The organism is Streptomyces sp. HM190 (genome assembly GCF_009857135.1).
Lineage (GTDB): Bacteria > Actinomycetota > Actinomycetes > Streptomycetales > Streptomycetaceae > Streptomyces > Streptomyces heilongjiangensis.
Window position 1 is genome coordinate 382,715 of the sequence record NZ_CP047318.1, and the last position, 25,650, is coordinate 408,364.

At 72.9% G+C, this 25,650-nt stretch carries 22 protein-coding genes, 2 pseudogenes and 1 riboswitch; of the genes and pseudogenes, 5 read left to right on the top strand and 19 right to left on the bottom strand.

The features are described from left to right. Positions 1 to 50: 50 nt before the first annotated feature. From GSY65_RS01455 to GSY65_RS01525, 15 genes are all read right to left on the bottom strand, one after another. The gene (locus GSY65_RS01455) at positions 51 to 458 is read right to left on the bottom strand and encodes a hypothetical protein (protein WP_159765530.1); all 408 of its coding nucleotides are present in this window, start codon (positions 456 to 458) and stop codon (positions 51 to 53) included. A 30-nt stretch (positions 459 to 488) separates the two neighbouring features. Then, entirely contained in the window at positions 489 to 1,088 is a 600-nt protein-coding gene (locus GSY65_RS01460) for a TNT domain-containing protein (protein WP_159765532.1), read from the bottom strand. Between the two features lie 558 nt (positions 1,089 to 1,646). Beyond that, entirely contained in the window at positions 1,647 to 2,342 is a 696-nt protein-coding gene (locus GSY65_RS01465; protein WP_159765534.1) for an alpha/beta family hydrolase, read from the bottom strand. Further along, the gene (locus GSY65_RS01470) at positions 2,339 to 3,163 is read right to left on the bottom strand and encodes a DUF1295 domain-containing protein (protein ID WP_159765536.1); all 825 of its coding nucleotides are present in this window, start codon (positions 3,161 to 3,163) and stop codon (positions 2,339 to 2,341) included. Before GSY65_RS01470 ends, GSY65_RS01465 begins: the two co-directional genes overlap by 4 nt. Next, positions 3,160 to 4,473: an SAM-dependent methyltransferase gene (locus GSY65_RS01475; RefSeq protein ID WP_159765538.1), complete on the bottom strand. Its 1,314-nt coding sequence runs from the start codon at positions 4,471 to 4,473 to the stop codon at positions 3,160 to 3,162. The genes GSY65_RS01470 and GSY65_RS01475 overlap by 4 nt, the downstream gene beginning before the upstream one ends. Further along, the gene (locus GSY65_RS01480; protein WP_159765540.1) at positions 4,470 to 5,741 is read right to left on the bottom strand and encodes a class I SAM-dependent methyltransferase; all 1,272 of its coding nucleotides are present in this window, start codon (positions 5,739 to 5,741) and stop codon (positions 4,470 to 4,472) included. Before GSY65_RS01480 ends, GSY65_RS01475 begins: the two co-directional genes overlap by 4 nt. Beyond that, positions 5,738 to 6,496: a DUF1365 domain-containing protein gene (locus GSY65_RS01485; RefSeq protein ID WP_159765542.1), complete on the bottom strand. Its 759-nt coding sequence runs from the start codon at positions 6,494 to 6,496 to the stop codon at positions 5,738 to 5,740. The genes GSY65_RS01480 and GSY65_RS01485 overlap by 4 nt, the downstream gene beginning before the upstream one ends. After that, positions 6,493 to 7,743, bottom strand: a complete 1,251-nt coding sequence (locus tag GSY65_RS01490) for an NAD(P)/FAD-dependent oxidoreductase (RefSeq protein ID WP_236579653.1) — start codon at positions 7,741 to 7,743, stop codon at positions 6,493 to 6,495. The genes GSY65_RS01485 and GSY65_RS01490 overlap by 4 nt, the downstream gene beginning before the upstream one ends. A gap of 218 nt (positions 7,744 to 7,961) precedes the next feature. Continuing rightward, on the bottom strand, positions 7,962 to 8,696 hold the full coding sequence (locus GSY65_RS01495) for a flavodoxin family protein (protein WP_159765546.1): 735 nt from the start codon (positions 8,694 to 8,696) through the stop codon (positions 7,962 to 7,964). 112 nt (positions 8,697 to 8,808) lie between these two features. Continuing rightward, positions 8,809 to 9,015, bottom strand: a complete 207-nt coding sequence (locus tag GSY65_RS01500) for a hypothetical protein (protein WP_159765548.1) — start codon at positions 9,013 to 9,015, stop codon at positions 8,809 to 8,811. 137 nt (positions 9,016 to 9,152) lie between these two features. Beyond that, entirely contained in the window at positions 9,153 to 11,723 is a 2,571-nt protein-coding gene (locus tag GSY65_RS01505) for a SpoIIE family protein phosphatase (protein ID WP_159765550.1), read from the bottom strand. Positions 11,724 to 11,851: 128 nt separating this feature from the next. Then, entirely contained in the window at positions 11,852 to 13,462 is a 1,611-nt protein-coding gene (locus GSY65_RS01510; RefSeq protein ID WP_159765552.1) for a phytoene desaturase family protein, read from the bottom strand. A 175-nt stretch (positions 13,463 to 13,637) separates the two neighbouring features. Continuing rightward, positions 13,638 to 14,519, bottom strand: a complete 882-nt coding sequence (locus GSY65_RS01515) for an oxygenase MpaB family protein (RefSeq protein WP_159765554.1) — start codon at positions 14,517 to 14,519, stop codon at positions 13,638 to 13,640. 99 nt (positions 14,520 to 14,618) lie between these two features. Further along, positions 14,619 to 15,797: an acyl-CoA dehydrogenase family protein gene (locus tag GSY65_RS01520; RefSeq protein WP_159765556.1), complete on the bottom strand. Its 1,179-nt coding sequence runs from the start codon at positions 15,795 to 15,797 to the stop codon at positions 14,619 to 14,621. Positions 15,798 to 15,946: 149 nt separating this feature from the next. Beyond that, positions 15,947 to 16,324, bottom strand: coding sequence for a four-helix bundle copper-binding protein (locus GSY65_RS01525; RefSeq protein ID WP_159765558.1), 378 nt, complete (start codon positions 16,322 to 16,324; stop codon positions 15,947 to 15,949). 264 nt (positions 16,325 to 16,588) lie between these two features. Here GSY65_RS01525 and GSY65_RS01530 point away from each other — a divergent pair, with 264 nt between their 5' ends. Both GSY65_RS01530 and GSY65_RS01535 read left to right on the top strand, forming a co-directional pair. After that, positions 16,589 to 16,951: a DUF6479 family protein gene (locus tag GSY65_RS01530; protein ID WP_159765560.1), complete on the top strand. Its 363-nt coding sequence runs from the start codon at positions 16,589 to 16,591 to the stop codon at positions 16,949 to 16,951. Between the two features lie 122 nt (positions 16,952 to 17,073). Continuing rightward, positions 17,074 to 17,412 (top strand): annotated as a pseudogene (locus GSY65_RS01535) (hypothetical protein); the annotation flags it as partial. Positions 17,413 to 17,585: 173 nt separating this feature from the next. Here the strand turns inward: GSY65_RS01535 and GSY65_RS01540 are convergent. Both GSY65_RS01540 and GSY65_RS34440 read right to left on the bottom strand, forming a co-directional pair. Further along, complete coding sequence (locus tag GSY65_RS01540) at positions 17,586 to 18,770, bottom strand: 4-hydroxybenzoate 3-monooxygenase (RefSeq protein WP_159765562.1); 1,185 nt, start codon at positions 18,768 to 18,770, stop codon at positions 17,586 to 17,588. Positions 18,771 to 18,984: 214 nt separating this feature from the next. After that, positions 18,985 to 19,186 (bottom strand): annotated as a pseudogene (locus tag GSY65_RS34440) (type III PLP-dependent enzyme); the annotation flags it as partial. A 115-nt stretch (positions 19,187 to 19,301) separates the two neighbouring features. Between GSY65_RS34440 and GSY65_RS01545 the strand changes: the two are divergent. Further along, on the top strand, positions 19,302 to 20,129 hold the full coding sequence (locus tag GSY65_RS01545; RefSeq protein ID WP_236579654.1) for a polysaccharide deacetylase family protein: 828 nt from the start codon (positions 19,302 to 19,304) through the stop codon (positions 20,127 to 20,129). A gap of 216 nt (positions 20,130 to 20,345) precedes the next feature. Next, positions 20,346 to 22,436, top strand: coding sequence for a family 43 glycosylhydrolase (locus tag GSY65_RS01550; RefSeq protein ID WP_159765564.1), 2,091 nt, complete (start codon positions 20,346 to 20,348; stop codon positions 22,434 to 22,436). Between the two features lie 37 nt (positions 22,437 to 22,473). Here GSY65_RS01550 and GSY65_RS01555 read toward each other — a convergent pair whose 3' ends face one another. Beyond that, the gene (locus tag GSY65_RS01555; protein WP_159765566.1) at positions 22,474 to 22,833 is read right to left on the bottom strand and encodes an ArsR/SmtB family transcription factor; all 360 of its coding nucleotides are present in this window, start codon (positions 22,831 to 22,833) and stop codon (positions 22,474 to 22,476) included. A 184-nt stretch (positions 22,834 to 23,017) separates the two neighbouring features. Here GSY65_RS01555 and GSY65_RS01560 point away from each other — a divergent pair, with 184 nt between their 5' ends. Further along, entirely contained in the window at positions 23,018 to 24,334 is a 1,317-nt protein-coding gene (locus GSY65_RS01560) for an MFS transporter (RefSeq protein ID WP_159765568.1), read from the top strand. Positions 24,335 to 24,465: 131 nt separating this feature from the next. Here GSY65_RS01560 and GSY65_RS01565 read toward each other — a convergent pair whose 3' ends face one another. Further along, positions 24,466 to 25,206: a DUF1775 domain-containing protein gene (locus GSY65_RS01565; protein ID WP_159765570.1), complete on the bottom strand. Its 741-nt coding sequence runs from the start codon at positions 25,204 to 25,206 to the stop codon at positions 24,466 to 24,468. Positions 25,207 to 25,446: 240 nt separating this feature from the next. Next, positions 25,447 to 25,630: riboswitch (cobalamin riboswitch) on the top strand. Positions 25,631 to 25,650: the final 20 nt, after the last annotated feature.

Consider the following 25,650-nt stretch of genomic DNA (forward strand, 5'->3'; position numbering starts at 1 on the left):
GGCCGCCCCGGGCGGTGCTCGTGGTCACCGGGGCGGGGCCGGGCTTCGGGTCATCCCGCCGGTGGGGGTGGCGTACGACCGTCGTCGGCGCGAGGCTCCTGCGGCGGCCGGCCTCGGGCCTCGGCCAGGGCCCGGTCCAGCGCCTCACGCGTTCGCCGTTGGATGCCTTCACCGCCGTGCAGGACCTGGTCCATCTCCTCGGGGGTAGGTGGTTCGAGCCGCGGTTCCTCGCCGGTCAGCCGGTCGTGGAGCCAACGGCATGCCTGGTCCTCGTCCGTGAACCGTTCCCACACCAGGCGCGTGCCGCGCTCATGGACACCGACGGCCCACAGGCCGCCGCGCTCCTCCAGGAAGTAGCGGTCGCTCGGCTGAGGCCCGTGGGGGCAGTCCTGGATCTCGTAGTACGCCTCCGGGACGCCGGCCGACCGAAGCGCGCGGCACAGCTCGAACCTGTCCATGGAGCCAGCCTCCCACCACGGGCCACACGGTCACGACCAGGACGGGTACGTGGTCTTCAGCCGTACGAGGGTGCCGTTGTTCACCAGGTCGGCGACGCTGGTGCGGGGGATGGTCGGGCAGAACGAGCTCGAGGTCACGAACTGGATACCCGTGCCCGGCTGCTCGAACGCCGGGGCCTGCGGGCCGGCGCACACGGTGACGTCCTTGGCGAGGCGGTACAGGTGGTAGTTGTAGGGGTAGCGGGGGTCGACGGTGTCGAGGCTGGACGGCGGGAGCGCCCTCAGCCCGTACTTCGTGCCCGCCGAGGCGAGGAAGCGTCCCGCCTCGCTGCCGAAGCGGTCGAGCAGCAGGTTCTGGTTGGCGTGGAGCACCAGCGGCGACGCGATCACACCGCCCTGGGCGTCGTGCGCGAAGCCGTCGTCCGGCGGATAGCGCCAGTCGCCCTGGCCCGAGTCGGCGGCCGGATTCCACCAGCGGTCCAGGAACTCCACCGCGCTGAGGCCGCCGAGCCGGTTGTAGCCCTTGAGGATGGCTCCCACCGGTCCGTGGTTCGGCAACCGTCTGGGGCCGAGCCGCCAGTCGCCGCAGTAGTAGTAGTGACGGTAGGCGGCGGGGATCGGATAGGGCACCAGGCCCCTGCACGCACGTGGCACACCGGACGTGTTGGGCCCGTCTCCGGGCTGCGCCAGGGGTCCGACCGGTGCGGGTGCCGACGTGGCCGGCCGGATCTGCCGGACGGCTGCCGTCCTGCCGTCGTCGTCGGCCGCAGTCGCGGACGACGAGGCTGAAGCACCCATGACGAGGGAACTGGACAGGCTGACCGCGGCGACGACGCGGACCCACCACCTTGACGATTTCACTGAACCTCCCGAGGGCGGCCGATTGCGGGGAAGCGGCCCGGTCAGCCGGGCATCGGCCACGGATCATCCGACAAGTCGGGTTCACTGAAACCGCAGGCAGGAGCGAGGGGGCAGCGACGTGCCGGGGCTGCGTCCGAACGACCGCCCGGGTTCACACGGGGAGCCCAACCGACGAGCGGCCCCCCGGAAGCCGGCGGAGGGATTCCAGGGGGCAGCGGCAGCTTTCCGGGCCACGAAGGGAGTTCGACGACGGTCCCTCGCAGGGATCAGGAACGGGATCAGGGACAGGCGCGGGCCGGGGACGGGCGACCGCGCGCCGTCCCGTGCTCAGAGCACGGGGAAGCCGTGCGTTCCGTAGGACTCCTCGGGCAGGGGGTCCGGTGCGTCGGTGGGGTCGAGGAGATGGGCGACGAGCGTGGTGGCGGTGCGGTGCCAGAAGTGGCGGCGGCGGAGCATCGCGTGGTCACCGCCGTGCACGACGGCCATGCCGGCGCGTACCGCGGTGTGCTGGGCGCGTCGCACGCAGAGCGCCGAGTCGGCGGGTGACGTGATCCGGTCGCGGTCGCCGTGCAGCGCAACGACCTGCCGGCCGGCCAGGTGGTCGACCGGTTCGTTGGGCGGCCACCACGGCGCGAGGGCGACCACGCCGGCCACCTGGGGGTGACCGGCGGCGCGCAGGGCTGCGCGGGCGCCCATGGAGTGCCCGAGCAGGACCGTGGGGACGGGTCCGACGCGGGCGCCGAGGTCGTCCAGCGCGATTTCGGTGTCCCGCACCGGGTCGGCGCGAAGGTCGTTCCAGCCGCGCAGACGGTAGCGGACCTGGGCGACGAGGACGTCCTGGTCGGGCAGCGCGGCGGACACCGCCCGGACGAAGGGGTCCATGCGCAGTGCGGCGAGCTGCCAGGGACGGGTGGGGCGTTGGCTCACCGCCTGCCCGCCGTGCAGCACCAGGACGGCGGCTTTCGGCCGGGTCGGGGTGGCCCGCAGGAGGAGGGCGTCCCCCTGCCGTGGTCCGTACGTCATCGTGCTCCCGCCGCGCTGTGCGTCCGTTTCGGCGGACGGGGGAAGAAGCCGCTGGTGCGGGCCTGGTACTCGGCGAAGCCGGGCCGGTCGGCCATGTGCTTCTCCAGCAGTCGCGCGCCGCTGCCCCGGGTGAGCAGCAGGCTCATCACCACCGGTGACACCACGGAGACCGCGGCTGCCCCGAGCGAGTCACAGGCGACGAGGAACAGGCCCCACCACACGCAGAAGTCCCCGAAGTAGTTGGGGTGCCGGGTCCACGACCACAGCCCCCGGTCCATGATCTTGCCGCGGTTGGCGGGATCGGCCTTGAACCGGGCCAGCTGGGCGTCACCGATCGCCTCGAAGCCGAGGCCGACCGCCCACAGTGCCGCGCCGGCCCAGGTGAGGGCCGACGGCGGGCCGGGAACGTACTGCGCGGCCTGGACGGGCAGGGAGACCAGCCACACCAGACCGCCCTGGAGCAGGTAGACGATGCGCAGGGCGTACACGTTCCGGTTGCCGGGGGCCTTGGACAGCATGGCCTCGTAGCGGGGGTCCTCGCCGTGGCCCCGGCCCCGGCGGGCGATGTGCACCGCGAGGCGCAGCCCCCAGATCGCCGTCAGCGCGGTGACCAGGAGCCGCCGCACCGGGTCGCCCTCGCCCGCGGAGACGGCGTAGGTGACGAGGGCGACCGCGGTGAAGCCGACGCCCCAGGCGATGTCCACGATCCGGTGCATGCCGATGCGGACCGCGACGGCGAAGGTGACGAGCATGACCGCGAGGGCCGCGGCGGCGGCCCAGGCGAGGTTCAGGGCGAAGGCGCCCCAAGGGAAGTCGCTCACAGCCGCTCCAGCCCTTCGTACCAGGTGTGCGTGGTCGCCGGCAGAGCGGTGTCGCCGTCGGGACCGGGCCGTACCGCGAGGATCTGGTCGACGCCCATCCGGCCCTCCTCGAACGCGAGGGCCGCGCCGACCATGTACAGCCGCCACACCCGGGCGGTCTCCTCCCCCACCAGCCGGACGAACTGCTCCCAGCGGTCCTCCAGGGTGCGGTGCCAGGCGCCGATGGTGCGGACGTAGTGCTCGCGCATCGACTCGGTGTGCCGGACCTCCAGGCCCGCCCCCTCCAGCAGGCCCACCGTTTCACCCAGGGGGCGCATGTGCATGTCGGGGGCGATGTACGCCTCGATGAACGGCCCGCCGCCGGGGGCGACCCGGCCGCGGGACATCTGCTGGACCAGCACCCGGCCGCGCGGCCGGACGTGCCGGTGCAGGGCGGCGGTGAACGCCGGGTACTCGGCGTCCCCGACGTGCTCCCCCATCTCGACGGTGGCGACGGCGTCGTAGGGTCCGCCGTCGATGTCGCGGTAGTCCTGGCGGACGACGTCGACCAGGTCGGTCAGGCCGCGCGCGCGGACCTGCTCCCGCACGTACGCGGCCTGTTCGCGGGCCAGGGTGACGGCGGTGACCCGGACGCCGTGCCGCTCGGCCGCGTGCAGGGTGAGCGAGCCCCAGCCGCAGCCGATGTCGAGGAGCCGGGCGCCGGGTGCCAGGGCGAGCTTGCGGCAGATCAGCTCCAGCTTGGCCCGCTGGGCGTCGGCGGGCCCGAACCCGGTGTGCTCCCCGGCCCAGTAGCCGCAGGAGTAGGCCATGGTCTCGTCGAGGAGGAGGGCGTAGAAGTCGTTGGAGAGGTCGTAGTGGTGGCTGATGGCGGCCCGGTCGCGGGCCCGGCTGTGCAGACCGCCGCGGAGCCGGGCCTGGGAGGCGGGGGCGGGCGGTCGCGGGCCGACCGCGCCGAGCCGTACGGCGGTGGCGACGGCGCGGGCCCGGTCGCCGGGGGTCAGTTTCGGCGGGCGCAGACGCAGCTCCCGGTGGGCGGCCCACGCCGTTCGCAGACCGTGCGCGAGGTCGCCCTCCACATCGAGTTCGCCGGTGACGTACGCCTGGGCGAGGCCCAGTTCGCCGGGCTGCCACAGGAGCCGGCGGAGCGCGCGCCGGGACCGTACGACGACCACGGGGGCGTCGGCCGGGCCGGTCTCGCTGCCGTCCCAGGCGCGCAGCCGCACCGGCAGGGGGCCGCCGAGGGCGTCCTCGGCGAGGGCGGTGAGCAGGTGGGCGGCGCCCGAGCGGGTCGAGGTGGCGGCGGTGGTCATCGGGCGGTGCCCTCCTTGTCGAACAGGTAGTGGTGCACGTCGAGGTAGCCGGCCCGGAACCCGGCCTCGGAGTAGGCCAGGTAGAAGGTCCACAGCCTGCGGAAGGTCTCGTCGAAGCCGAGTGCCTCGACGTCGTCGGCGCGCTCGGTGAACCGCTCCCGCCACAGGCGCAGCGTCTCGGCGTAGTGGGCGCCGAAGGCGTCGCGCCGCGCGAGGCGCAGCCGGGTGTGGTCGCGGGCGGTGTCCTCGATGGCGCGGGTGGAGGGGATCATTCCGCCGGGGAAGACGTACTTGTGGATCCAGGTGAAGCTGTCTCGGGTGGCGAGCATCCGGTCGTGCGGCATGGTGATGGCCTGGAGCGCCACCCGGCCGCCGGGGGCGAGCCGCTCGTCGAGGGCGCGGAAGTACACCGGCCAGAACTCGGCGCCGACCGCCTCGATCATCTCGACGCTGACGACGGCGTCGTACTCCCCCCGTGCCTCGCGGTAGTCGCACAGTTCGATGGACACCCGCTGGTCCAGTCCGGCGGCGCGGATGCGGTCGCGGGCCAGGTCGCGCTGCTCGCGGGAGAGGGTGAGAGAGGTGACGTGGGCGCCGCGGGCGGCGGCGCGCAGGGCGAGTTCGCCCCAGCCGGTGCCGATCTCCAGCAGCCGGGTGCCCTCGCCGACCTCGGCGAGGTCGAGGAGGCGGTCGATCTTGCGGTGCTGGGCGGCGGCGAGCCGGTCCCAGTCGGCGGGGAATCCCCGGAAGACGGCGGAGGAGTAGGTGAGGGTGTCGTCGAGGAAGAGGGCGAACAGGTCGTTGGAGAGGTCGTAGTGGCGGCTGATGTTGGTGCGGGAGCCCTCGGGCGTGTTGCGCTCCTCGCGCGGCTGACGCGGCGCCCACAGACCGCGCAGGCGTTGCAGCGGGGCCGGGATCAGTTCGGCGGCGTGGCCGGCGAGCACGGTGAGGGCGCCGACCAGGTCGGGGGCGTCCCACTCGCCGGCCATGTACGACTCGCCGAACCCGACGAGGCCGGCGGTGCCGATGCGGGCGTGGAAGGCGGCCGGGTCGCGCACGTCCAGCAGCGGCCCGCCTAGGCCGACGGTGCCGATGCCTTCGAGCCGGGCCCGCAGCGGCAGGCCGCGCAGGGCGCGCCGGACGAGTGCCGAGGTCACGGCGGTGCGCAGCGGGGAGGAGGCGGGGACGGCGGCGACGTCGGGCCAGCGGGCGGGATCGACCGGGGCGGTCCGGCCGCCGGGGACGATGCGGGGTTCTGCTGTGGTCATGCGGCGTTCTCCGGGATGCGGTCGTCGGGGCGCGGGTGGACGGGCAGTCCGCGCAGGTAGAGGCGTATGCCGTGGGCCCGGATGGCGGCCGACACGGCGAGGGTGGACCAGGGGTGGCGCACCGCCAGCCGCAGCAGGGTCCGCGCGGTCGCCTCACGGCGGGTGCCCCGGACGGTCGCGGTGAGGGTGCGGCCCTCCTCGCGGTCGAGGTGCACGGTCAGGTCGAGTCTCGTTCCGGGCGACGGCAGCCGCATGCGGTAGCGGCCGTCGACCGGGAGGAACGGCGAGACGTAGAACTCCTTGTCGGCGCGGTACGGCTCGTCGGCCGTGCCGGAACCGCCGGCGGGCAGGAGGTAGCTGTGGCGTCCGCCGTAGGTGTTGTGGACCTCGGCGACGACGCAGCGCAGTGCGCCGTCGGGTCCGTGGCACCAGAACAGGGTGAGCGGGTTGAACACGTACCCGAACACGCGCGCGTGGGTGAGCATCAGCACCCGCCCGCCGTCGAGGCGTACGCCGTGTTCGGCGAGGAACGCGTCGAGGCCGGCCCGGATCGAGGGCTGGTCGCCGGTGAAGTGGTCACGCGGGTCGAACCGGGCCAGCGGTCGCAGGAGGCGGGGCAGCCGGGGCGGCCGGTCCGGGTCGAGGAACCACATGTAGGTGCGGTGCCGCAGCGCGTAGCGCCGGGGGGTGGTCCGTACGTGGGTGATCACGCAGGAGTAGAGCGCGGGTGCGGCCGTGTCCGGTACGGGGTTCACCAGCGCGCCCCCAGGGCCGCGGCGGCCTCGACGCCGGAGCGGCAGCCGTCCTCGTGGAACCCCCAGCCGTGGTAGGCCCCCGCGAAGGCGCAGACGGGGCTGTTGAGTTCCGGCAGCCGGCGCTGGGCGGCCACCGACTCGGGGGTGTACACGGGGTGTTCGTAGACCATGCGGGCGAGGACCCGGTCGGGGTCGACGCGGTCCTCGCCGCCGAGGGTGACCACGAACCGCTCGGCGGCGTCCAGGCGCTGCAGCCGGTTCATGTCGTAGCTGACCCGTACCCGGTCGGCTCCGGCGTCGCAGGACGGCAGCAGGTGGTTCCAGGAGGCCTGGGCACCGCGGGACCTCGGCAGCAGCCGGGGGTCGGTGTGCAGGAGGGTGGTGTTGCGGGAGTAGCGGAAGGCACCGAGGACGTCCCGCTCCGCCTCGGTGGGGTCGGCCAGCATCCGCAGCGCCTGGTCCGGGTGGGCGGCGATCACGACGGCGTCGTAGGACTCGGTGGTGCCGTCGGCGGCCGTCACCGCGGCGCGGTCGGCGTGGCGGCGTACCGCTCGTACGGGCGTGCCGGTGCGGATCTCGCCGATGTGCTTGGCGACCCGGTCGACGTACTCACGCGATCCGCCGGTGACCGTGCGCCACACCGGTGAACCGCCCACGGACAGCAGCCCGTGGTGCTCCAGGAAGCGGAACAGGTAGGCGGCCGGGTAGCGCTGGGCGGTGGCGGCGTCGCAGGACCAGACGGCGGAGACGACCGGCGTCATGAAGTGGGTGCGGAAGTAGGCGGAGAAGCCCTCGCGGTCGAGGAACTCGCCCAGCGTGAGCGGCGGGTCGCCGCCCCGGGCGAGCAGTCGCCGGGCCGCACGGTGGAAGACGGGCACCTCCGCCAGCAGGCGCAGATAGCGGCCGCGCAGAAGGTTGCCGGGGCGGGCGAACAGTCCGGCGGGGCCTCGCGCGCCGGCGTACTCCAGTCCGCACCCCTCGCACCGGACCGACATGCTCATGTCCGATTCCTGGGTGGCGACGCCGAGCTCGTCGAAGAGCCGCAGCAGCCGTGGATAGGTGCGCCGGTTGTGCACGATGAACCCGGAGTCGACGCGGTGCACCCGTCCGTCGTGCGCCGACGTCACCTCGTGGGTGTGGGCGTGCCCGCCGAGCCGGTCGTCGGCCTCGTACAGGGTGACGTGCCCGGTCCGCCCCAGGATGTACGCGGCCGTCAGTCCGGCCACCCCGGAGCCCACCACGGCCATGCGCCGTCCGCGCCCTGCCGAGGGCCCCGTATCGTGCGGTGGCTTGCCTCTGTCCAGCGGATCCATCGTCTCTTCCTCCCACCCTGCGTTCACCTGTTCTCGCGTAATCCGGAGCAGGTCGGGCGGCGGATTGGCGAAGTTGTGAATCTTGTGGCGCGAGGGGCCGACGGACGGGGCGTGTGGGGGGGCCGGGGCCGTCGTGACCTGCGGCGACAAGGTCAGCGGTGTTCGGGATTCTCCGCGCCGGGGCGGCAGCCGGCGTCCCACTGGGTGCGCTGGTTGCCGTGGGCGGGCACACCCCCGGAGCGCTTCAGCAGGGCCGCCATGTGCATGAGGTTCCAGGTCATGAACGCGGTGTTGCGGTTGGTGAAGTCGTTCTCCGGGCCGCCCGAGCCGGGATCCAGGTACGACGGTCCGGGGCCGGCCGCGCCGATCCAGCCGGCGTCGGCCTGGGGCGGGATCGTGTAGCCGAGGTGCTGAAGGCTGTAGAGGATGTTCATGGCGCAGTGCTTCACGCCGTCCTCGTTGCCGGTGATCAGGCAGCCGCCGACACGGCCGTAGTACGCGTACTGCCCCCGCGCGTTGAGCTCGCCAGAGCAGGCGTACAGGCGTTCGATCACCCTCTTGGTCACCGAGCTGTTGTCGCCGAGCCAGATCGGCCCGGCGACGACCAGGATGTCCGCGGCCATCACCTGCTCGTACAGGGCGGGCCACTCGTCCGTCGCGAAACCGTGCTCGGCCATGTCCGGATAGACACCGGGCGCGATGTCGTGGTCGACGGCACGGATCTCGGAGGTGGTCACCCCGCGCGACATCATGATGGCCGCGCTCTTGTCGATGAGGCCCTGGGTGTGGCTGAGCTGTGGAGACGGTTTTAGCGTGCAGTTGACGAACAGGGCGGTCAGGTCGTCGAACCGGTACGGGTCCGTGGCGGGCGCCGAAGAAGCAGTCATGGGTTCAGCGTCTCGCGCGCCGCCCGTTTTGTCGCTTTCCGACGCACCGCCGCGGGTCACCCCAGCTCCGGCACAGCGGGCCGAAGAAGGCGCGCAGGTCGGTGACGAGCAGCTAGGGGGCGTCGTGGGCCGTCCAGTGGCCGCCGCGGTCACAGCCTACGTGCGAAGAGGCGCGCTCCCGTCGCCGTTTCACCGTCCGCACGAGGTTGCCGACCCGTGACGTGGACAGCCGCAGACGGTCGGTGGCCCGCCCGAAGCGGGGTTCCTCGACCACGGCCGGAAACGCCTCGGTCTCCCGCATCTCCGACATCGCGAGCACGCCGGCGGAAGCGTGCGACGGACGGACCGGTTCCGCCGAACATCCCTGCCGAACGTCTGCGCCGATCGCGTCGCGCCCGGTCGAGGCCCGTCCCGGGACGTCCGGCGGCCCCGTGACGTCCCTCCCCCCTCCGTCGGTCAGCCGCGGGTGCCCTCCTCCGCCTCCGGGCCGGGCACGCTGATCATCAGCAGCGTCACGTCGTCGTCATGGGCGTCGGGGTCGGGGAGGAGGGTGGCGATCAGCAGGTCCGCGGCCCGGTCGAGGAGTTCCCGGTCCACGGGGGCGCCCTTCAGTACCCGTTCGAGGGTGCGGCTCAGGACGCCGATCTGGACCTCGATGTCGGTGCCCGGTTTCTCGACGAGTCCGTCGGTGTAGAGCACGAGGGTGCTGCCGGGCGGCAGCGGCTGGGTGGCCTCCTCGAACGGCACCCAGCCGCTCGTCGCGTCGTTGACGCCGAGCGGGACTCCGACCGGTGACCGCAGCTGGTGCGCCGCCCCGTCCGGGGGCAGCGCGATGACGGGAAGATGCCCGGCCGAGCACAGGGTGACCTTGTCCGCGTCCTGGTCCATGACCAGGTACACGCAGGTGACGAGCTGGTCCGGGAGGTCACCGACGAAGGTGTCGAGGGCCGTCATGAGCGCGCCGGGCGAGGCGCCGGTACGGGCCAGCGCGTGGGCGGCGGCGCGCAGCTGCCCCATGACGGAAGCCGCCTCCAGACCCCGGCCCATCACGTCGCCGATGATGACGCCGGTACGGCGTCCGCCGAGGGGGATGACGTCGAACCAGTCCCCGCCGACCCCGGGGTCCTGCACGGAGGCCAGATAGCGGTGCGCGCTGGGCAGGTACGGGAGGCGGGGCGGCTCCCCCATGAGGCTGTGCTGGAGGGTGTAGGCGATGTGCCGGTGCTGCTCGGCGCGCTCGGCGCGCGCGGCCTCCGCCAGTCTGCGCTCGGTGATGTCCCGCACGCTCAGGACCACCAGGGTCTGCTGTTCGGCCTGCAGTCTGCTGACGCTGACCTCGACGGGGAACTCGGAGCCGTCGGGGCGCCGCCCGTACAGGTCCCGGTCCACGACCGTCGGCCGGGGGTCGGGCAGGCGCAGGTAGGCGCTCAGCAGGGCGCTGTGCCGTCGGCGCCGGCCGGGGGGCACCAGCCGGCCGACGTCGTGTCCGGCGAGGTCGTCCGGAACGAGGCCGAACACGCGTTCCACCTGGGCGTTGGCCATGACGATGGTGCCGTCGCCGTCCAGGATGAGGGTGGCGTCGGGCGCGGATTCCAGGAGGGAGAGGAAGCGCCGGCGGGCCCGCTGGACCTCGCGCTGGGCCGCGACGCGTTCGGAGATGTCGGTGATCACACCGCACACGGCGTAGGGCTTGCCGTCCGTGTCGTACAGCGGGAACAGGGAGCTGAGGACGTCCCGCTCGCCGTCCGGCAGCCTCATCAGCTCCTCGCGCTGCATGGGTGCGCCCCGGGCGAGCATGGCGAGGTCGGCGGCGCGGGCCTGACGTGCGAGGTCGGGCGGCAGGACGTCCGCGTCCCGCAGCCCCAGGACCTGTTCGCGGGTGAGGCCCGTGTCCGCCTCGAACGTCGTGTTGACGGCCAGGAAGCGGCCCTCCAGGTCCTTGATGAACACCTCCGCCGGAGTGTGGTCCATGAAGGCCTGGAGCAGTTCGTTCTGCCGTACCTGCCACTCGGCACGGGCATGGGCCTCCTCGACGCGCCGGCCCACCACCGCGGACGCGAGGACGACCGTCATGAAGACGGCGACGTGGCCGGCCACGAGGAGGGCGGTGCCCAGTCGCGCGCCGAAGAGTCCCTCGTCCTCACCCGCGAGGACGGCCCAGCCCAGCAGCGGCGGTACGACCAGGACGGTGACGAACAGCCGGCGCCCGAGAGCGCCGGTGGTGCCCGAGTTCATCAGCAGTCCGGCCGGGCCCTCGTCGGGTCGGACCAGGAAGAGGGCGGTGCCCAGTAGCACCAGGGCGATCGCGGTGTGCAGGGCCATGCCCGTGTACGCGCCGAACCGCTCCAGTTCGGGCACGGAGTAGAGGGCGCCGTAGAGCCGCAGCATGCCGAGGGCCAGGAGGGCGAGGCCGGGCACCTGACTGGTCCAGGCGCGCGCACGGGGCAAGCTCGCCAGCAGGGAGGCGGATCCCCCGAGCACCAGGCCCGCGGCCGTGTTCGGGGACATCAGTCCGGGCTTCCCCGTCGCCACGCCCGCCGTGTCGTCCTCGAAGAGCAGTTCGTCGATGCCGAATCCGGCCCCGGTGAGGTACTCCAGGCCGGTGAGACCGCCGATGAGGAGGGTCAGGGAGGCGGCGGCGCGGGCGGTGATCAGCGTGGCCCGCGAGGATCCCGTCGTCCCCCCGGAGGGCGGACCCGGCGCGCCCCGACCCGGCACAGTCCGCCCCGCCGCGCCGGTGCCGAGCGGTCGGCGCGCGACCAGGAACACCGACAGGCCGAGGGCGACGACGGCCACGGCGGTGTTCGCCTTCATGGAGGTCCCGGCACCGGGCAGAATCCGCTTCAGCCCGTCGACGTCGAGGATCCAGCCCGCCAGGCTCAGCCCTCCCAGCAGGGCGGCCAGCAGGGCGGCGACCTGGGCCGCCGCCCGGGCGGCGGCCAGCATCGAGGCGTGGAACGGCAGACCCCCGGCCTGTGGCACCGCACCCGCGCCGGGCGGCTCGGACGCCCGCTGCTCTCCCGTCACCGCGCTCTCGACTCTGTGGACGAAGCCGCATCCGCACACCCGGCTCGGGTGCGGATGCGGAAGGAAAGGTACCTATAGCGTCGCCCGCCTGTCCGGAATGCGCGATCGAAAGCATGGACGCCCACGGGTCAGGACGGACCGTCGCGGGCCTCCAGCACCGCCATCGCCGCGTTGTGGCCCGGCACCCCGCTGACCCCGCCGCCCCGCACGGCGCCCGCGCCGCACAGGAGCACGTTCGAGTGGCGGGTCTCCACGCCCCAGCGTCCGGTGCCCTCCTGGGTGTGGGGCCAGGCGAGGGCGCGGTGGAAGATGTTGCCGCCGGGCAGCCCGAGGTCGCGTTCCAGGTCGAGGGGGGTCCTGGCCTCGATGCAGGGGCGACCCTCGGCGTCGGTGGCGAGGCAGTCGGCGAGGGGCTCGGCGAGATGGGCGTCGAGCTGGGCGAGGGTGGACTTCAGGAGTTCCTCACGCACGGCGTCGTTGTCGGCCTCGAACAGCCGCGCGGGCGTGTGCAGCCCGAACAGGGTGAGCGTCTGGTAGCCCTGCTCGACCAGGTCGGGGCCGAGGATCGTCGGGTCGGTGAGGGAGTGGCAGTAGATCTCGGAGGGCGGCGCCTCGGGCAGCCGGCCCGCGGCGGCCTGTGCGTAGGAGGTCGCGAGCTGCTCGTAGCCCTCGGCGACGTGGAAGGTCCCGGAGAACGCCTCGCGCGGGTCGACGGTCTCGTCCCGGAGCCTCGGGAGCCGCTTGAGCAGCATGTTCACCTTGAGCTGTGCGCCCTCGGCCGACGCCGGCGGTGTGTCGCCGGTCAGCGTCGCGAGTTCCCGCGGTGAGGCGTTGACCAGGACGTGCCGGGCCGTGACGGTGCCTTCGCCGTCCGGTGTCCGGTAGGTGATCTCGGCGGACCGGCCATCGGTCGCGATCGACCGCACCTCGTGCCCGGTGGCGAGCACCGCGCCGGCCGCGCGGGCGGCGGCGGCAAGGGCGTCCGTGAGGGCACCCATGCCGCCGACGGGCACGTCCCAGGCGCCGGTGCCGCCGCCGATGACGTGGTAGAGGAAGCAGCGGTTCTGGCTCAGGGTGGGGTCGTGGGCGTCCGCGAAGGTGCCGATCAGGGCGTCGGTGAGGACGACGCCGCGCACCAGGTCGTCGTGGAAGGCCGACTCCACGGCGACGCCGATGGGCTCCTCGAACAGGGCGCGCCAGGCGTCCTCGTCGTCGACGCGGGCCCGTAGCTCGTCCCTGGTGGGCAGCGGCTCGACGAGCGTGGGGAAGACGCGTTCGGCGACGCGGCCCGTCATCGCGTAGAAGCGCCGCCAGGACTCGTACTCGTGCCCCGATCCGGTCAGTCGTGCGAACGCCTCCCTGGTGCGGCGCTGGCCGCCGCCGACCAGCAGACCGGTGGGGCGGCCGTCGCGTTCGGCGGGCGTGTACGAGGAGATCGTGCGGCCCCGGACGCGGAAGTCGAGGTCGAGGTCCCGGACGATCTTCTTGGGCAACAGGCTGACCAGGTAGGAGTACCGCGACAGCCGGGCGTCGACCCCGGTGAAGGGGCGGGTGGAGACGGCGGCGCCGCCCGTGTGCCCGAGCCGCTCCAGGACGAGCACGGACCGCCCGGCGCGGCCCAGGTAGGCGGCGGCGACCAGGCCGTTGTGACCGCCTCCGACGATCACCGCGTCGTAGGAGGCGTGCGGTCGGGGTCCCGGGCGGCCGGGGTGCGCTGGTGGGGCGGGGGTGGCAGGCATGGCTCCAGGTAACACGCGTCGATCGCGGACGGCCAGAGGGCTGGGGCAGGTGGACCAACGCCGGCGCGCCCCAGGTCACCTCGACGACGGCGGCGACGGTCCGTCATCGCCGACGGTCGCCCCCGTCCGTAGGGACCCGCTCTCCCCCGGCCGGTCCGGTGTCCGGTTCGGCGACCTATCTCATGACTTTGTACGGTGCCGGGCGAGTGCCGGGGCCGAGCCGGGCCATGGCCCTCAGGATGTGTTGGGGCGGGAGCTGCCAGCGCAGACGTGCGGGAACGCCGCGCAGCAGGGTGCCGGTGCGCCGCAGGCGCCGGGTGACGACCGCCGGCGCGGGGGCCGGTCTGCCGTACAGCTCGTGGGCGTACGGGGGCAGGGAGGCGTACGCCAGGTCGGCCACGCGCCGCCAGAGCGCTTCGCGTGCCGGTACGAGCAACGGGTGGGTGGGCGGACGGCGCAGGAAGTCGTCCACGTCGCGCGCTTCCGGTCCGGCGGCCAGTTCGGGGCGGACCCGGTCGAAGTAGGCGGCCAGCTCGGCGCGGCTGCCGGGGACGTCGGCCGGGTCGAGTCCCACCAGGCGGGCACTGACGCGGTGTTCGGCCACGTACCGGTCGGCGGCCGTCTCGCCGAGGGGGAAGCCGGAGCGCAGCAGGATGTGCAGATAGGAGTCGATCTCGGCGCAGTGCACCCACAGCAGCAGTCCGGGTTCGTCGACGCCGTACCGCTCCCCCGTCTCCGGGTCGGTGGCCGTGAGCATGCTGTGGATCTTCCGGACACGGGCGCCGGCCCGCTCGGCGGCGTCCGTGGTGCCGTACGACACGGTGCCGACGAAGTCCGCCGTGCGCAGCAGCCGGCCCCAGGCGTCCTTGCGGAAGTCGGAGTTCTGCATGACGCCGCGTACGGCCCGGGGGTGCAAGGCCTGGAGGTAGAGCGCACGGATCCCGGCGATCCACATCATGGGATCGCCGTGGGTCTGCCAGGTCACCGAGTCGGGCCCGAAGAGTCCGGGGTCGCCCCGGTGCGGGGCGCCCACGCCGTCGGGTCGGGTCACGGTCATCTGTGGTCACCTCGGGTGGCTGTCGGCTCGCGCGTGTGTCGACCGTTCAGCATCATCCCCCCGAATGGGTGAGCGAACACACGCCGCCGGCCTCCTGCCTCAGCGCCGGACGCGAGGCATGCCCAGGCCGATCCAGGCGATGATCTCGCGCTGGATCTCGTTGTTGCCGCCGCCGAAGGTGAAGATGACGGCCGAGCGGTAGCCGCGTTCGAGTTCGCCGTGCAGGACGGCGCCGGCCGAGCCCTCCTTGAGGGCGCCGCCGGCGGCGACGACCTCCATGAGCCAGGCGTAGGCGTCGCGGCGCGCCTCGGAACCGTAGACCTTGACGGCGGACGCCTCCTGGGGAGTGAGGGTGCCGTCCTGGACGGCGCTGACCATGCGCCAGTTGAGGAGCTTGAGCGCGTCCAGCCTGGTGTGGGTCCGGGCGAGGCGGCGGCGCACCCAGGGCAGGTCGATGACGCGGCGGCCGTCGGCGAGTTCGGTGTCCGTGGCCCAGCGCTGGACGTTGTGCAGGGAGCGGATGGCCATGGTGCCGTGGGCGGCGAGGGTGACGCGTTCGTGGTTGAGCTGGTTGGTGATCAGCCGCCAGCCCTTGTTCTCCTCGCCGACGCGGCGGGAGACGGGGACGCGGACGTTCTCGTAGTAGCTGGCGGTGGTGTCGTGCGAGGCGAGGGTGTTGATGAGGGTGCAGGAGTAGCCGGGGTCGTTGGTCGGGACGAGGAGCATGGTGATGCCCTTGTGCGGTGGGGCGTCCGGGTCGGTGCGGGTCGCCAGCCACACCCAGTCCGCCGTGTCGCCGTTGGTCGTCCAGATCTTCTGGCCGTTGACGACGTACTCGTCGCCGTCGCGTACCGCGCGGGTCCGCAGGGAGGCGAGGTCCGTGCCGGCGTCCGGCTCGCTGTAGCCGATCGCGAAGTCGATCTCACCGGACAGGACGCGCGGCAGGAAGTACGACTTCTGCTCCTCGGTGCCGTACTGCATGATCGTCGGCCCGACGGTGTTGAGGGCCATCAGCGGCAGCGGGACGCCGGCCTGGGCGGCCTCGTCGAAGAAGATGAACTGTTCGATGGCGGTCAGTCCGCGCCCGCCGTACTCCTCGGGCCAGCCGACGCCGAGCCAGCCGTCCGCGCCGAGGCGGCGGATGGTCTCCCGGTAGAAGCGCTTCTGCGCCGCCGGCTCGGAGTGCCTGGTGTAGGCGCCGGCAGGTACCAACTCGGCGAAGTAGGCGCGCAGTTCGGTGCGCAACCGCTGCTGCTCGGGCGTGTATTCGAGGTGCACGGCGCCTCCAGGCTCCCCAGGGCCGACCTGACGGCGCACACGCTAGAACGTGTTCCAGTAATTGGGAACACGCGGGAGCGTGGCGGTCCGGCCGATCGCCTTCGGAGCCGCCCGGGGAGGCATGGAGGGGCCCGAGGAGGACGCGCGGTTCAGCCGAGGGTGGCGAGGAAGTCCGTGCAGGCCCGGGCGCAGGCGCGGCAGACCCGGGCACTCTCCTCGGCACCGGGGTGCTCGTCGAAGACACGGGCGCACTCCAGGCTCACGGTCCGGCACCACTCGACCTGGAGGCGGACGGCCGCCTCGTCGAGGTCGGCCTGCTCGGACAGCGCCCGGCAGGTGGCGTCGCACACCTCCGCGCACATGATGCCCTTGCGGCGCACGCGCTCCTGCCCCTCGGGGCCGTCCGGGTCGGCGAGGCTCGCCCGCAGGGCACACTCACGCGCACATTCGGTGCACGCCTGTGCACACGCGAAGCGGTCCTCGAGGAATCGGATGAGTTCCTGCTGGGATGTCGTCGTCGAGGTCACCCCGGGCGGGTAGCCGGAGCGCGGTCGGTCAAACGCGACCATCGCCGCACAGGCCCGTCGCGCACGGTCGTCCGCCGGGTCGGACCCACCGGGATCGTTCGCCGGACGTGGTCCGCCGCGCACCGTCCGCCGCGTTCCGGTTTCCCCCGGCGGTCGACCGGGCACCCGTGCACACCCCGGCACGGGGGAGAGGAACGGTCGCCCCGGCCGCCTCCCAAGTGAGCAGAGCAGGTTCACCCGACCCTTTGGGGGTATTCATCCGATATGAACACGGAATGGGCTAATTTCGCAGCAGAGCGCAGCGTACTGGGCGGCGCCGCCCCCTTCATCGCGGGGGTGGTCGTCGTGTCGGTGCTGGTCGGGGCCCTGTGGCTGGGTGCGCGCGTCCGTGCGCGCGAGCCGCGCCGCCCCCTGCCCGAGGAGCAGCCCAAGCTGCCGGAGGGGGGCCCTGTGCGCGAGGAGCAGGGGAGCCGTGAACCGGACGAGATCCCGAAGAGCGACTACCGGCTGACGCCGTACGAGGTGCACGGGAACCAGGGCACCCGGCCCGACCCCGACAAGAAGCGGCCCCGCTGGAGCCGCCACCGCAGCGGCTCCTTCGGCAGCGGCGGGATCGGCGCCCACTGACCCCGTGGCGCGGCGGGCCCCTGCCACGGCAGGGGCCCGCCGCGCCACACCCGCTCGGGAACACGCCGTGCCACCCGGTCCGCGTACGTACCGCCGCGCGGGAGCACGAGGGAGTGAGAGTCATGACAGACCACCGGACGCTGCCTCTGCCCGACTACGACCATCTGCCGATCGGCGGTCTGGAGAGCCGGGTACGGTCGCTCACCGCTGACGACGTGGAGGAACTGCTCGCGTACGAGCGCGGCCACGCCGACCGGCTGCCGGTGACCCAGCTGCTGACGGCGCGTCTGGACCAGTTGTACTCGGGTGCCGAGCCCACGTCGGGCGATCCCGGGGCACTGCGACCCGAGCAGCACGGCAGTCGTTCCGGCTCCCCGGTGTCGCCGGCGACGTCGCCGCAGCCGATGCGCCCGCCGCCGCACGGCACCCCGGACCAGCGGGGCCGCCCGAAGGGCGACCGGGCTCAGGGTCCTTCCGACGGATCTCCGCGGCGTCGCGACGCGCGGGGTCCGGCGGGCCCGGACAGCCACGGGCCTGCGGTGGGATGCCGTGTCGAGTCGACGCACACTAGAGGCGTCCCGTGTCGTGCGGGGCGCCTCTCCCCCGTGGGTGGGGCGCCCCTCCCCGCGGGTGGTCAGTCCTCCAGCGCCAGTCCGGTGTAGTTCTCGGCCAGTTCGGCCGCCGCGTGGCGGGACGTGGCGACGCGGTGCAGCTGGGAGAGCTGGAGCTTCGTCTCGAACGGGGACTGATCCGGGTCGGTGTGCAGGGTCGTGGTCATGAACCAGGAGAAGTGCTCGGCCCGCCACACCCGGCGCAGACAGGTGTCGGAGTACGCGTCGAGCAGCTCCGTCGACCCGGTCTCCTTCAGCCGCGCGAAAGCGCGGGCGAGCACGATGACGTCGGTGGCGGCGAGGTTGAGGCCCTTGGCGCCGGTGGGCGGCACGATATGGGCGGCGTCACCGGCGAGGAGGAGGCGGCCGTAGCGCATCGGCTCGGTGACGTGGCTGCGCATCGGCAGGACGGCCTTGGCGGTGACGGGCCCCCGCTTGAGCCGCCAGCCGGGGTTCGCGGTCAGGGCGAACCGGGCGTCCAGCTCGTCCCAGATCCGTTCGTCGGACCAGTCGGCGGGGTCCGTGCCGTTGGGGACCTGGAGGTAGAGCCGGCTGACGGACGGCGAGCGCATGCTGGCCAGCGCGAAGCCCCGCTCGGAGTTGGCGTAGATCAGCTCGTCGTAGACAGGCGGGGCGTCGGCGAGGATGCCCAGCCAGGAGTAGGGGTAGACGCGCTCGTACGTGGTGCGCACCCCGTCCGGGACGGCGTCGCGGGCCACGCCGTGGAAGCCGTCGCAGCCGACCACGTAGTCGCAGGTCAGGGTCTGCTCACGGCCCTCGTGGGTGTACCGGATCAGCGGGCGGTCGCCGTCCACGCCCTCCACGGCGTGCACCTCGGCCTCGAACAGCAGCGGACCGCCGTCGGCGAGCTGGAGCGCGATCAGGTCCTTGACGACCTCGGTCTGGGCGTAGACCCACACGCGGCGCCCGCCGGTCAGCTCGGGGAAGTCGACGCGGTGGGCGCGGCCGGCGAAGCGCAGTTCGATGCCGTCGTGCGGCATCCCCTCGGCGTCGAGACGGGCGCCGGCCCCGCAGGCCCGCAGCACGTCGACGGTGGCCTGCTCCAGGATTCCGGCGCGCTGCCGCTGCTCGACGTAGGCCCGGTCCTTGCGTTCCAGAACCACACTGTCGATACCCGCGTTGTGCAGCAGACGGGCCAGCAGCAGCCCGGCCGGGCCGCCGCCGATGATGCCGACGGTGGTGTGCATGAGTACTCCTCGTCGTTGAGGACGAGCCGTGTCCCGCCTCCGGGAGCCGACCTTGTTCGTCAGGTGAAGTTCAGTTCACTAAGTTGCTGCATGAGTGTGCGCCCGGCTCGCCCGCCTGTCAACGGTCACACACGGAGGACGGTCGCGGTGGGCGGGGGGATCGGACGGGTACGGAGAAGAGGGACGGGCGGGAGGGGCCGGGGGCGGAGAGGGCTCAGTCCACGAGGTGGGCCCCGGGGTGCGGGTGCGTCAGGAAGTCGTGGTGGGAGATGTTCCAGGCGCAGGCGCCCGCGAGTGAGAACACCACCACGCTGTCCCCGCGCGCAGCAGCGGCGCGTGGACGTTCCGGGGGAGGTGGCCCTTGGGGTGCAGCGCTGGCCGGCGAGGGGGACGCGGCCCCCTTCGGCCGTGGGACGCGACGACCGGCAAAACGCGGAGGTCCATGACCCGGCCGAATCGGTCGCCCTCCGCGATGAAGCCTTCCCCCGGCTCGGGCTCAAGGGCGGGTGGCGGTCGGCCGATGACGAGGGCATGGAAACGCGCTCTCTCGCCGCACGCCGCAGGGTCTCCCGCCGCCTGGTGACTGCCGGGCTGCTCGCCGGGGCTTGGGAGGTGGTGTCCGGGCCCCCGACCGGGGCGGCGAGAGCCGTGCCGATGCGCCCGACGGCAGCCGCGGACGGCCTGCAGGCGCTGTTCGGGTCGGAGAACCGTCTGATCCGCACGCGTGAGCAGGTGGTCGCGGTGACCTTCAACGCGGCCTGGAACGACGCCGGCCTCGACAGCGTCCTCGGTGAGCTCGCCCGTCGGCACGCGCCTGCCACGTTCTTCCTGACCGGCGCCTTCGCCGACAGCCGGCCCGAGGTGGTCAGGAAGATCGCGGCCGCAGGGCACGGGCTGGGCAACCATTCCTACAGCCACCCCTACTTCCGGGACCTCAGCGCGGCCGGCCGGCGCCGCGAGGTCCAGGCGACGGACCAGGCCCTGCGCACGGCCGGGGCGGGAACGTCCCTGACACCGTTCTTCCGTTTCCCCTACAGCGAGACCAGCCCCGCTCAGATCAACGAGGTCAACGGCCTGGGTTTCGCGGACATCGAGTTCACCGCCGACACCAACGGATGGAAGGGCACCGAAGGCGGTATGACCGTGGACCTCGCCGTGGGGCGGGCGCTTGACGCCCTGGTTCCGGGGTCGATCATCCAGATGCACGTCGGCGCGTCCGAGGGCCGCACCGAGGTGATCGACGCGCAGGCCCTGCCGCGGATGCTCGACGCGATCACCGCGCGCGGCTACCGCGTCATCGACCTCCGCAGCCTGCTCACGCCTGCGGCCGGCTCGGCGGGCGCAGGCGCCAGGCAATGAAGGCCTCAGGCACGAGCACTGAAGAAACGCAGGCGCGACCTTCACCACGGCCCTCACCTGCCTCACCGGCCTCACCGAGTGGCAGTCGCGTCCGCTCGAAACTTTCGATGCCGTCCGAGAGCAGTTCGGCGATTGACGCCTGTCGTCCCAGATAGCAACACTCTTCGACAGGTTTCCAACAGGAAGCGTCAAAAGCTCGCAGCTCTGGAGGTCGGCTTGCAGGAGTACGCCGGTTACGTCTTCTTCTACTTCACCGGCGAGGGCAGCCCGGACGGCGAGCAGATCCGCTGCGCGCTCAGCCGGGGCGACGACCCCCTCCGCTGGCGCGAACTGAACGGCGGCGCCCCGGTCCTGACGTCGGACCTCGGGACGAAGGGCCTGCGCGACCCGTTCGTCATCCGCTCACCGCGGGGCGACGGGTTCCATCTGATCGCCACCGACCTCCGTATGCACGGCGAGCAGGACGGCGACTGGGACCGCGTCCAGCGCACCGGCAGCACCGCCCTCATGGTCTGGGACAGCACCGACCTCGTGCACTGGACCGACCAGCGGCTGGTCCCCCTCGCCCCCGGCGCGGCCGGCAACCTCTGGGCGCCGGAGGCGTGTCACGATCCCGACCGGGACGAGTACGTCGTCTTCTGGGCCTCCAAGCTGTACGCCGACGACGACCCCGACCACACCGCCGACACGCACAACGTGATGCTGTACGCGACCACCCGCGACTTCCGCGACTTCAGCGAACCCCGGCTCTGGAACGACCCCGGTCACTCCGTCATCGACTCCACGGTCGTCCGGCACGACGGCACCTACTACCGCTTCACCAAGGACGAGCGCGCCCGCTCGCCCGAGGTGCCCGGCGGGAAGTTCATCACCGTGGAGAAGTCGGCCGACCTGCGGGCCACGTCGTACGCGTTCGTGGCGGACGGCGTGGGGCAGGGAGGGATCGAGCAGGGTGAGGGCCCGATCGTGTTCAGGTCGAACACCGAGGCCAAGTGGTACCTCTTCATCGACGAGTTCAGCGGGCGCGGTTACGTCCCCTTCGAGACCACCGACCTCGACTCCGGCACCTGGACGCCCTGCGAGGACCATGCCCTGCCGCCCGGCGCCCGGCACGGCTCCGTCCTGCCGGTGACCCGGGCCGAGTACGAGCGGCTGCTGGCCGCCCACGCACCGAGCACGTCGGTCGTCGACGCCCATGTCCGTCCGGGGTTGAAAGCGTACGCCCTCGTCGACGAGCACTCCTCGAAGGTCGTGCTGCCGCTGCACCCCGACACCGAACTCGACGCGCTCGCACCCGACTTCGACCTCGCGGCGGGGGCCCGCATCGACCCGCCGTCCGGCACCCCGCGCGACTTCCGCACCCCGCGGGCGTACACGGTCACCGCGGCCGACGGCACCCGGCGCACCTGGACGGTCGAGGCCCTCCCCATGCGCAGCCCACTGCTGCCGGGGCTGACCGCCGACCCCAACATCCAGGAGTTCGGAGGCCGTTACTACATCTACCCGACCACCGACGGCTTCGAGGGCTGGGGCGGCACCCGGTTCACGGTCCATTCCTCCGACGACCTCGTCACCTGGCAGGACCACGGGGTCGTCCTCGACCTGGAGTCCGACGTGAGCTGGGCGGACCGGTACGCCTGGGCGCCGGCCGCCGGCGAGCGCGACGGGGCGTACTACTTCTACTTCTGCGCGAACCAGCAGATCGGCGTGGCCGTCGGGGACAGCCCCACGGGCCCTTTCCGGGACGCCCTCGACCGGCCCCTCATCGCACGGGACGACTACGCCGGCCAGATGATCGACCCGGCCGTGTTCCGGGACGACGACGGCACCACGTACCTGTACTGGGGCAACACGGAGGCCTACGGGGTGCCCCTCCACGACGACATGGTGTCGTTCGACCCGGCACGGGTACGGCGGTTCACCCCCGAGGGATTCCGCGAGGGCGCGTTCGTCCTCAAGCGGCGGGGCGTCTACTACTTCATGTGGTCGGAGGACGACACCCGCAGCGAGGACTACCGGGTCGCCTACGCCACCGGGCCCTCGCCGCTCGGACCGTGGACCAAGAGGGGGGTGATCCTGCGCAAGCGCCCCGAGTACGGGATCCTCGCCACCGGCCATCACACCGTCGTCAACGTCCCCGGGACCGACGACTGGTTCATCTGCTACCACCGGTTCGCGGTTCCCGGCCCCGGAACACCGCGCGGCGACGGAACGCACCGTGAGTCGACCCTGGACCGGCTGGTGTTCGCGGCCGACGGCTCGATCGAGGAGGTCGTCCCCACCCTCCGGTCCATCGACCCCGTCTGAGCCCTCCGCGCGCACGCGGGCAGTCGCACGCGGGCCGTCAGTCGTGCGGCGCCTGCCCGCTCACGCGGTGGTCGGCGTGGCTGAGGGCCTCCACGACCAGGCGCCGCAGATGTCCGTCGCTGAGGCGGTAGTGGATGTGGCGCCCCTCGCGGCGGGTCTGCACGAGCCCCGCGAGCCGCAGCTTCGCGAGGTGCTGGCTCACCGCGGTCCGGGAGGCGTCGCAGTGTTCGGCCAGGGATCCGACGTCGGACTCGCCCTGCGCGAGGAGCCACAGCAGATGCAGCCGGGTGGCGTCGGAGAGCATCGCGAACACCCCGGTCGCCTCGGTGAGCCGCGCGCTGTCGGGAGCGCGCAGATGCGCACCGGGTGCAGGTGACACAGCGTGGCGTTCGGGCATGAGGCCAGCCTAGAGCCATCGGCCGGGACGTGGGCCGATGGTCACGGTCGCGACGGGCGTGACGGGCGTGACCGCGAATCCAGGGCCATCATGTGCACAGGTGCGCACATGATGGCTACACTCGGACGGCATCGGCGCCGCCGCGCCGAGCCGTCGCGCCGTCGTGCCGAGGGGAGCCGCCCGTATGCTCGCCGTCCTGCGTCACCGCACCTATCGGCGGCTGTTCGCCGCCCAGGTCATCGCGCTGGTCGGCACGGGGCTCGCGACCGTCGCCCTGGGACTGCTGGCGTACGACCTGGCGGGCGCCGACGCCGGGTCCGTCCTGGGCACCGCGCTGGCGATCAAGATGGTGGCGTACGTGGCGATCGCCCCGGCCGTCGGCGCGATCGCGGACCGGCTGCCGCGCCGGGCGCTCATGGTGGCGGCTGACCTGGTGCGCGCCGGGGTCGCGGTCTTCCTGCCGTTCGTGGACTCGATCTGGCAGGTGTACGTCCTGGTGTTCCTCCTCCAGTCGGCGTCCGCCGTGTTCACGCCGACGTTCCAGGCCCTGATCCCGGAGGTACTGCCCGAGGAGCGCGCCTACACGCGGGCGCTGTCGATGTCGCGTCTCGCCTACGACCTGGAGAGCCTCTTCTCCCCCGCGCTCGCGGCGGCGCTGTTGTCCGTCCTCACCTATGACTGGCTGTTCACCGGTACCGTCGTCGGTTTCCTCGCGTCGGCCGCGCTGGTGGTCCCCGCCGTGCTGCCCGCACACGCGACCCCTCCGGGGCCACGGTGCCGTCGCCGTACGGGCGTTCGCGGGTTCCTCGCCGTCCCCCGGCTGCGGGCGCTGCTCGCCCTGGACCTCGCGGTCGCCGCGGCCGGTGCGATGGTCACCGTCAACTCCGTGGTCTACGTCCGCGAGGTGCTGGGTCTGTCCGAGGGCGCCGTGCCGCTGGCGCTCGGCGCGTACGGGGCCGGGTCGATGGGGGTGGCGCTGGTGCTGCCGCGGCTGCTGGACCGGGTGCCGGACCGGGCGGTGATGCTGCCGGCCGCGCTGCTCCTGACGGTCGTCTTCGCCGGGCTGGGTGTCGTCACGGCGGCGCCGGGCGGCGGGTGGCGGCTGCCCGCGCTGCTCGGCGTGTGGGCCGCGTTCGGCGCGGCGTGCTCGGCGGTGCTCACACCGACCGGGCGGCTGATCCGGCGGTCCGTACCGGACGGGGAGCGCACGGCCGCGTTCGCCGCCCAGTTCTCCCTCTCGCACGGCTGCTGGCTGCTGACGTATCCGCTGGCCGGCTGGCTCGGCGCGACGGCCGGACTCGGCTGGACGACGCTCGCCCTGGGGTCGGTCGCGCTGGCCGCGGCGCTGCTGGCCGTACGGCTCTGGCCCGCGCCGCCCGCGGCCCATGTGCACTCCGACCTGCCCCTCGGCCATCCGCATCTGGCGGACGCGCTCCGGGTGCCGGCGGGCTGGAGCCACAGCCACAGGCGGCTCACGGACGGACTCCACGCGGGTCTCTGACACCGGAACAGGCGGCGCCCACGGCGACCGTCCCGCACGCTCGGGGAGTTCGGCCCGCCGTCCCCTTCCCGGACCGAGCGGTTCGACCGGTCCGCAGCCGCGGGCCGGAGTCGAGCACCGGCCCACGGAGGTCAGGCGGAGCCCCCGCGGCGGCTTCGCCACCACCACAGGCCGCCGCCGAGGAGCAGGACGGCCGCGCCGATGCCGACGGGGACGGCCGGCGGCAGACCGTCGTCGGTGTCGTCCGCAGCCGGCTTCGCCGACGCCGCCGGGGTCTTCTCGGCGCCGGGGTTCTCCGAAGGGGCCGCTGTCGAGGGGGCGTCCGCCGGGCTGGGGGTGGGGGTGGGGCTGACGAGCTTCGCGCCGGGAGCGGCGGGCTTCAGGTCCAGACGGGGCGCGGGGTGACCGTGGCCGTGCCCGTCACCACCGGAGTCGTCCAGCTCGATCCAGCGGTCCACTGTGCCGTCGCTGTAGGACTGCAGGGTCTTGAACACGAGCGACTTCGCATCGGGCAACTGCCGTACGGTGACCTCGTACTCGACGTCCTGCCCCACCGCGAGCTCCGGTCCGGAGACCGTGTAGCCCCGGTCGGTGGCGGCGAACTTCCAGCCCCTGGGGCCCTCTTCGTAGGTGACGTCGGCGGGGTCGATGCCCTTCGGCAGGATCACCTCCAGCTTCGTGATGCCGGCGGAGGAGGACTCCGACTCGGCGGAGAAGGTCAGCTCGACGTTCTGGTCGAGGGCGCGGGCGCCCTCCGCCTCGACCTCCGCGTGGGCCGCGGCCGGTACCGCGGTGGCGACGGCGACCGCCAGTGCGGTCGCGGTGAGGACGCCGAGACGGCGCGTGCTGCGTGCCAGGGGCGGGCGGTGCACAGCTGACTCCCTTGTGCCGAAGGTGTGAAGCCTGCATTCAAGCGCAGGGCCCGCGCACCGGCCAAGGGCGGCCCGCGGTCCCGGGACGGCCGCCGGACGGCAGAACCGTCGTACGGGGCGCTGCCGTTGGGCCTCCCGTGGCGTGCGCCGCGTGGAACTGCTGGGGCGTGCGCCGGGTGTGTGCTGTTCACCACCGTCCCCACGCTCCCGTCGGCGCTTGTCAGCGTCGTCGTGCGGGCACTACTGTCACCACGCCTTGGTGAACGGGAAATCCGGTGTGATGCCGGTGCGGCCCTCGCCACTGTGATCGGGAAGTCCGGCTCCAGTCCTCACGGACAGCCACTGGGTCCTTGTGACCCGGGAAGGCGGAGCACGGGCGGTGGTACCCGTGAGCCAGGAGACCGGCCAAGGCGCGTCAACCATCCACGAGGTGCTGGAGAGGGT

What these genes read in the sequence shown, in the direction of transcription:
- GSY65_RS01475 (WP_159765538.1), bottom strand. Translation starts at nt 4,473, where the DNA reads ATGACCACCGCCGCCACCTCGACCCGCTCGGGCGCCGCCCACCTGCTC.
- GSY65_RS01490 (WP_236579653.1), bottom strand. Translation starts at nt 7,743, where the DNA reads ATGGCCGTGGTGGGCTCCGGGGTGGCCGGACTGACGGCCGCGTACATC.
- GSY65_RS01455 (WP_159765530.1), bottom strand. Translation starts at nt 458, where the DNA reads ATGGACAGGTTCGAGCTGTGCCGCGCGCTTCGGTCGGCCGGCGTCCCG.
- GSY65_RS01515 (WP_159765554.1), bottom strand. Translation starts at nt 14,519, where the DNA reads ATGACCGTGACCCGACCCGACGGCGTGGGCGCCCCGCACCGGGGCGAC.
- GSY65_RS01495 (WP_159765546.1), bottom strand. Translation starts at nt 8,696, where the DNA reads ATGACTGCTTCTTCGGCGCCCGCCACGGACCCGTACCGGTTCGACGAC.
- GSY65_RS01555 (WP_159765566.1), bottom strand. Translation starts at nt 22,833, where the DNA reads ATGCCCGAACGCCACGCTGTGTCACCTGCACCCGGTGCGCATCTGCGC.
- GSY65_RS01530 (WP_159765560.1), top strand. Translation starts at nt 16,589, where the DNA reads ATGAACACGGAATGGGCTAATTTCGCAGCAGAGCGCAGCGTACTGGGC.
- GSY65_RS01465 (WP_159765534.1), bottom strand. Translation starts at nt 2,342, where the DNA reads ATGACGTACGGACCACGGCAGGGGGACGCCCTCCTCCTGCGGGCCACC.
- GSY65_RS01560 (WP_159765568.1), top strand. Translation starts at nt 23,018, where the DNA reads ATGCTCGCCGTCCTGCGTCACCGCACCTATCGGCGGCTGTTCGCCGCC.
- GSY65_RS01510 (WP_159765552.1), bottom strand. Translation starts at nt 13,462, where the DNA reads ATGCCTGCCACCCCCGCCCCACCAGCGCACCCCGGCCGCCCGGGACCC.
- GSY65_RS01480 (WP_159765540.1), bottom strand. Translation starts at nt 5,741, where the DNA reads ATGACCACAGCAGAACCCCGCATCGTCCCCGGCGGCCGGACCGCCCCG.
- GSY65_RS01540 (WP_159765562.1), bottom strand. Translation starts at nt 18,770, where the DNA reads ATGCACACCACCGTCGGCATCATCGGCGGCGGCCCGGCCGGGCTGCTG.
- GSY65_RS01545 (WP_236579654.1), top strand. Translation starts at nt 19,302, where the DNA reads ATGGAAACGCGCTCTCTCGCCGCACGCCGCAGGGTCTCCCGCCGCCTG.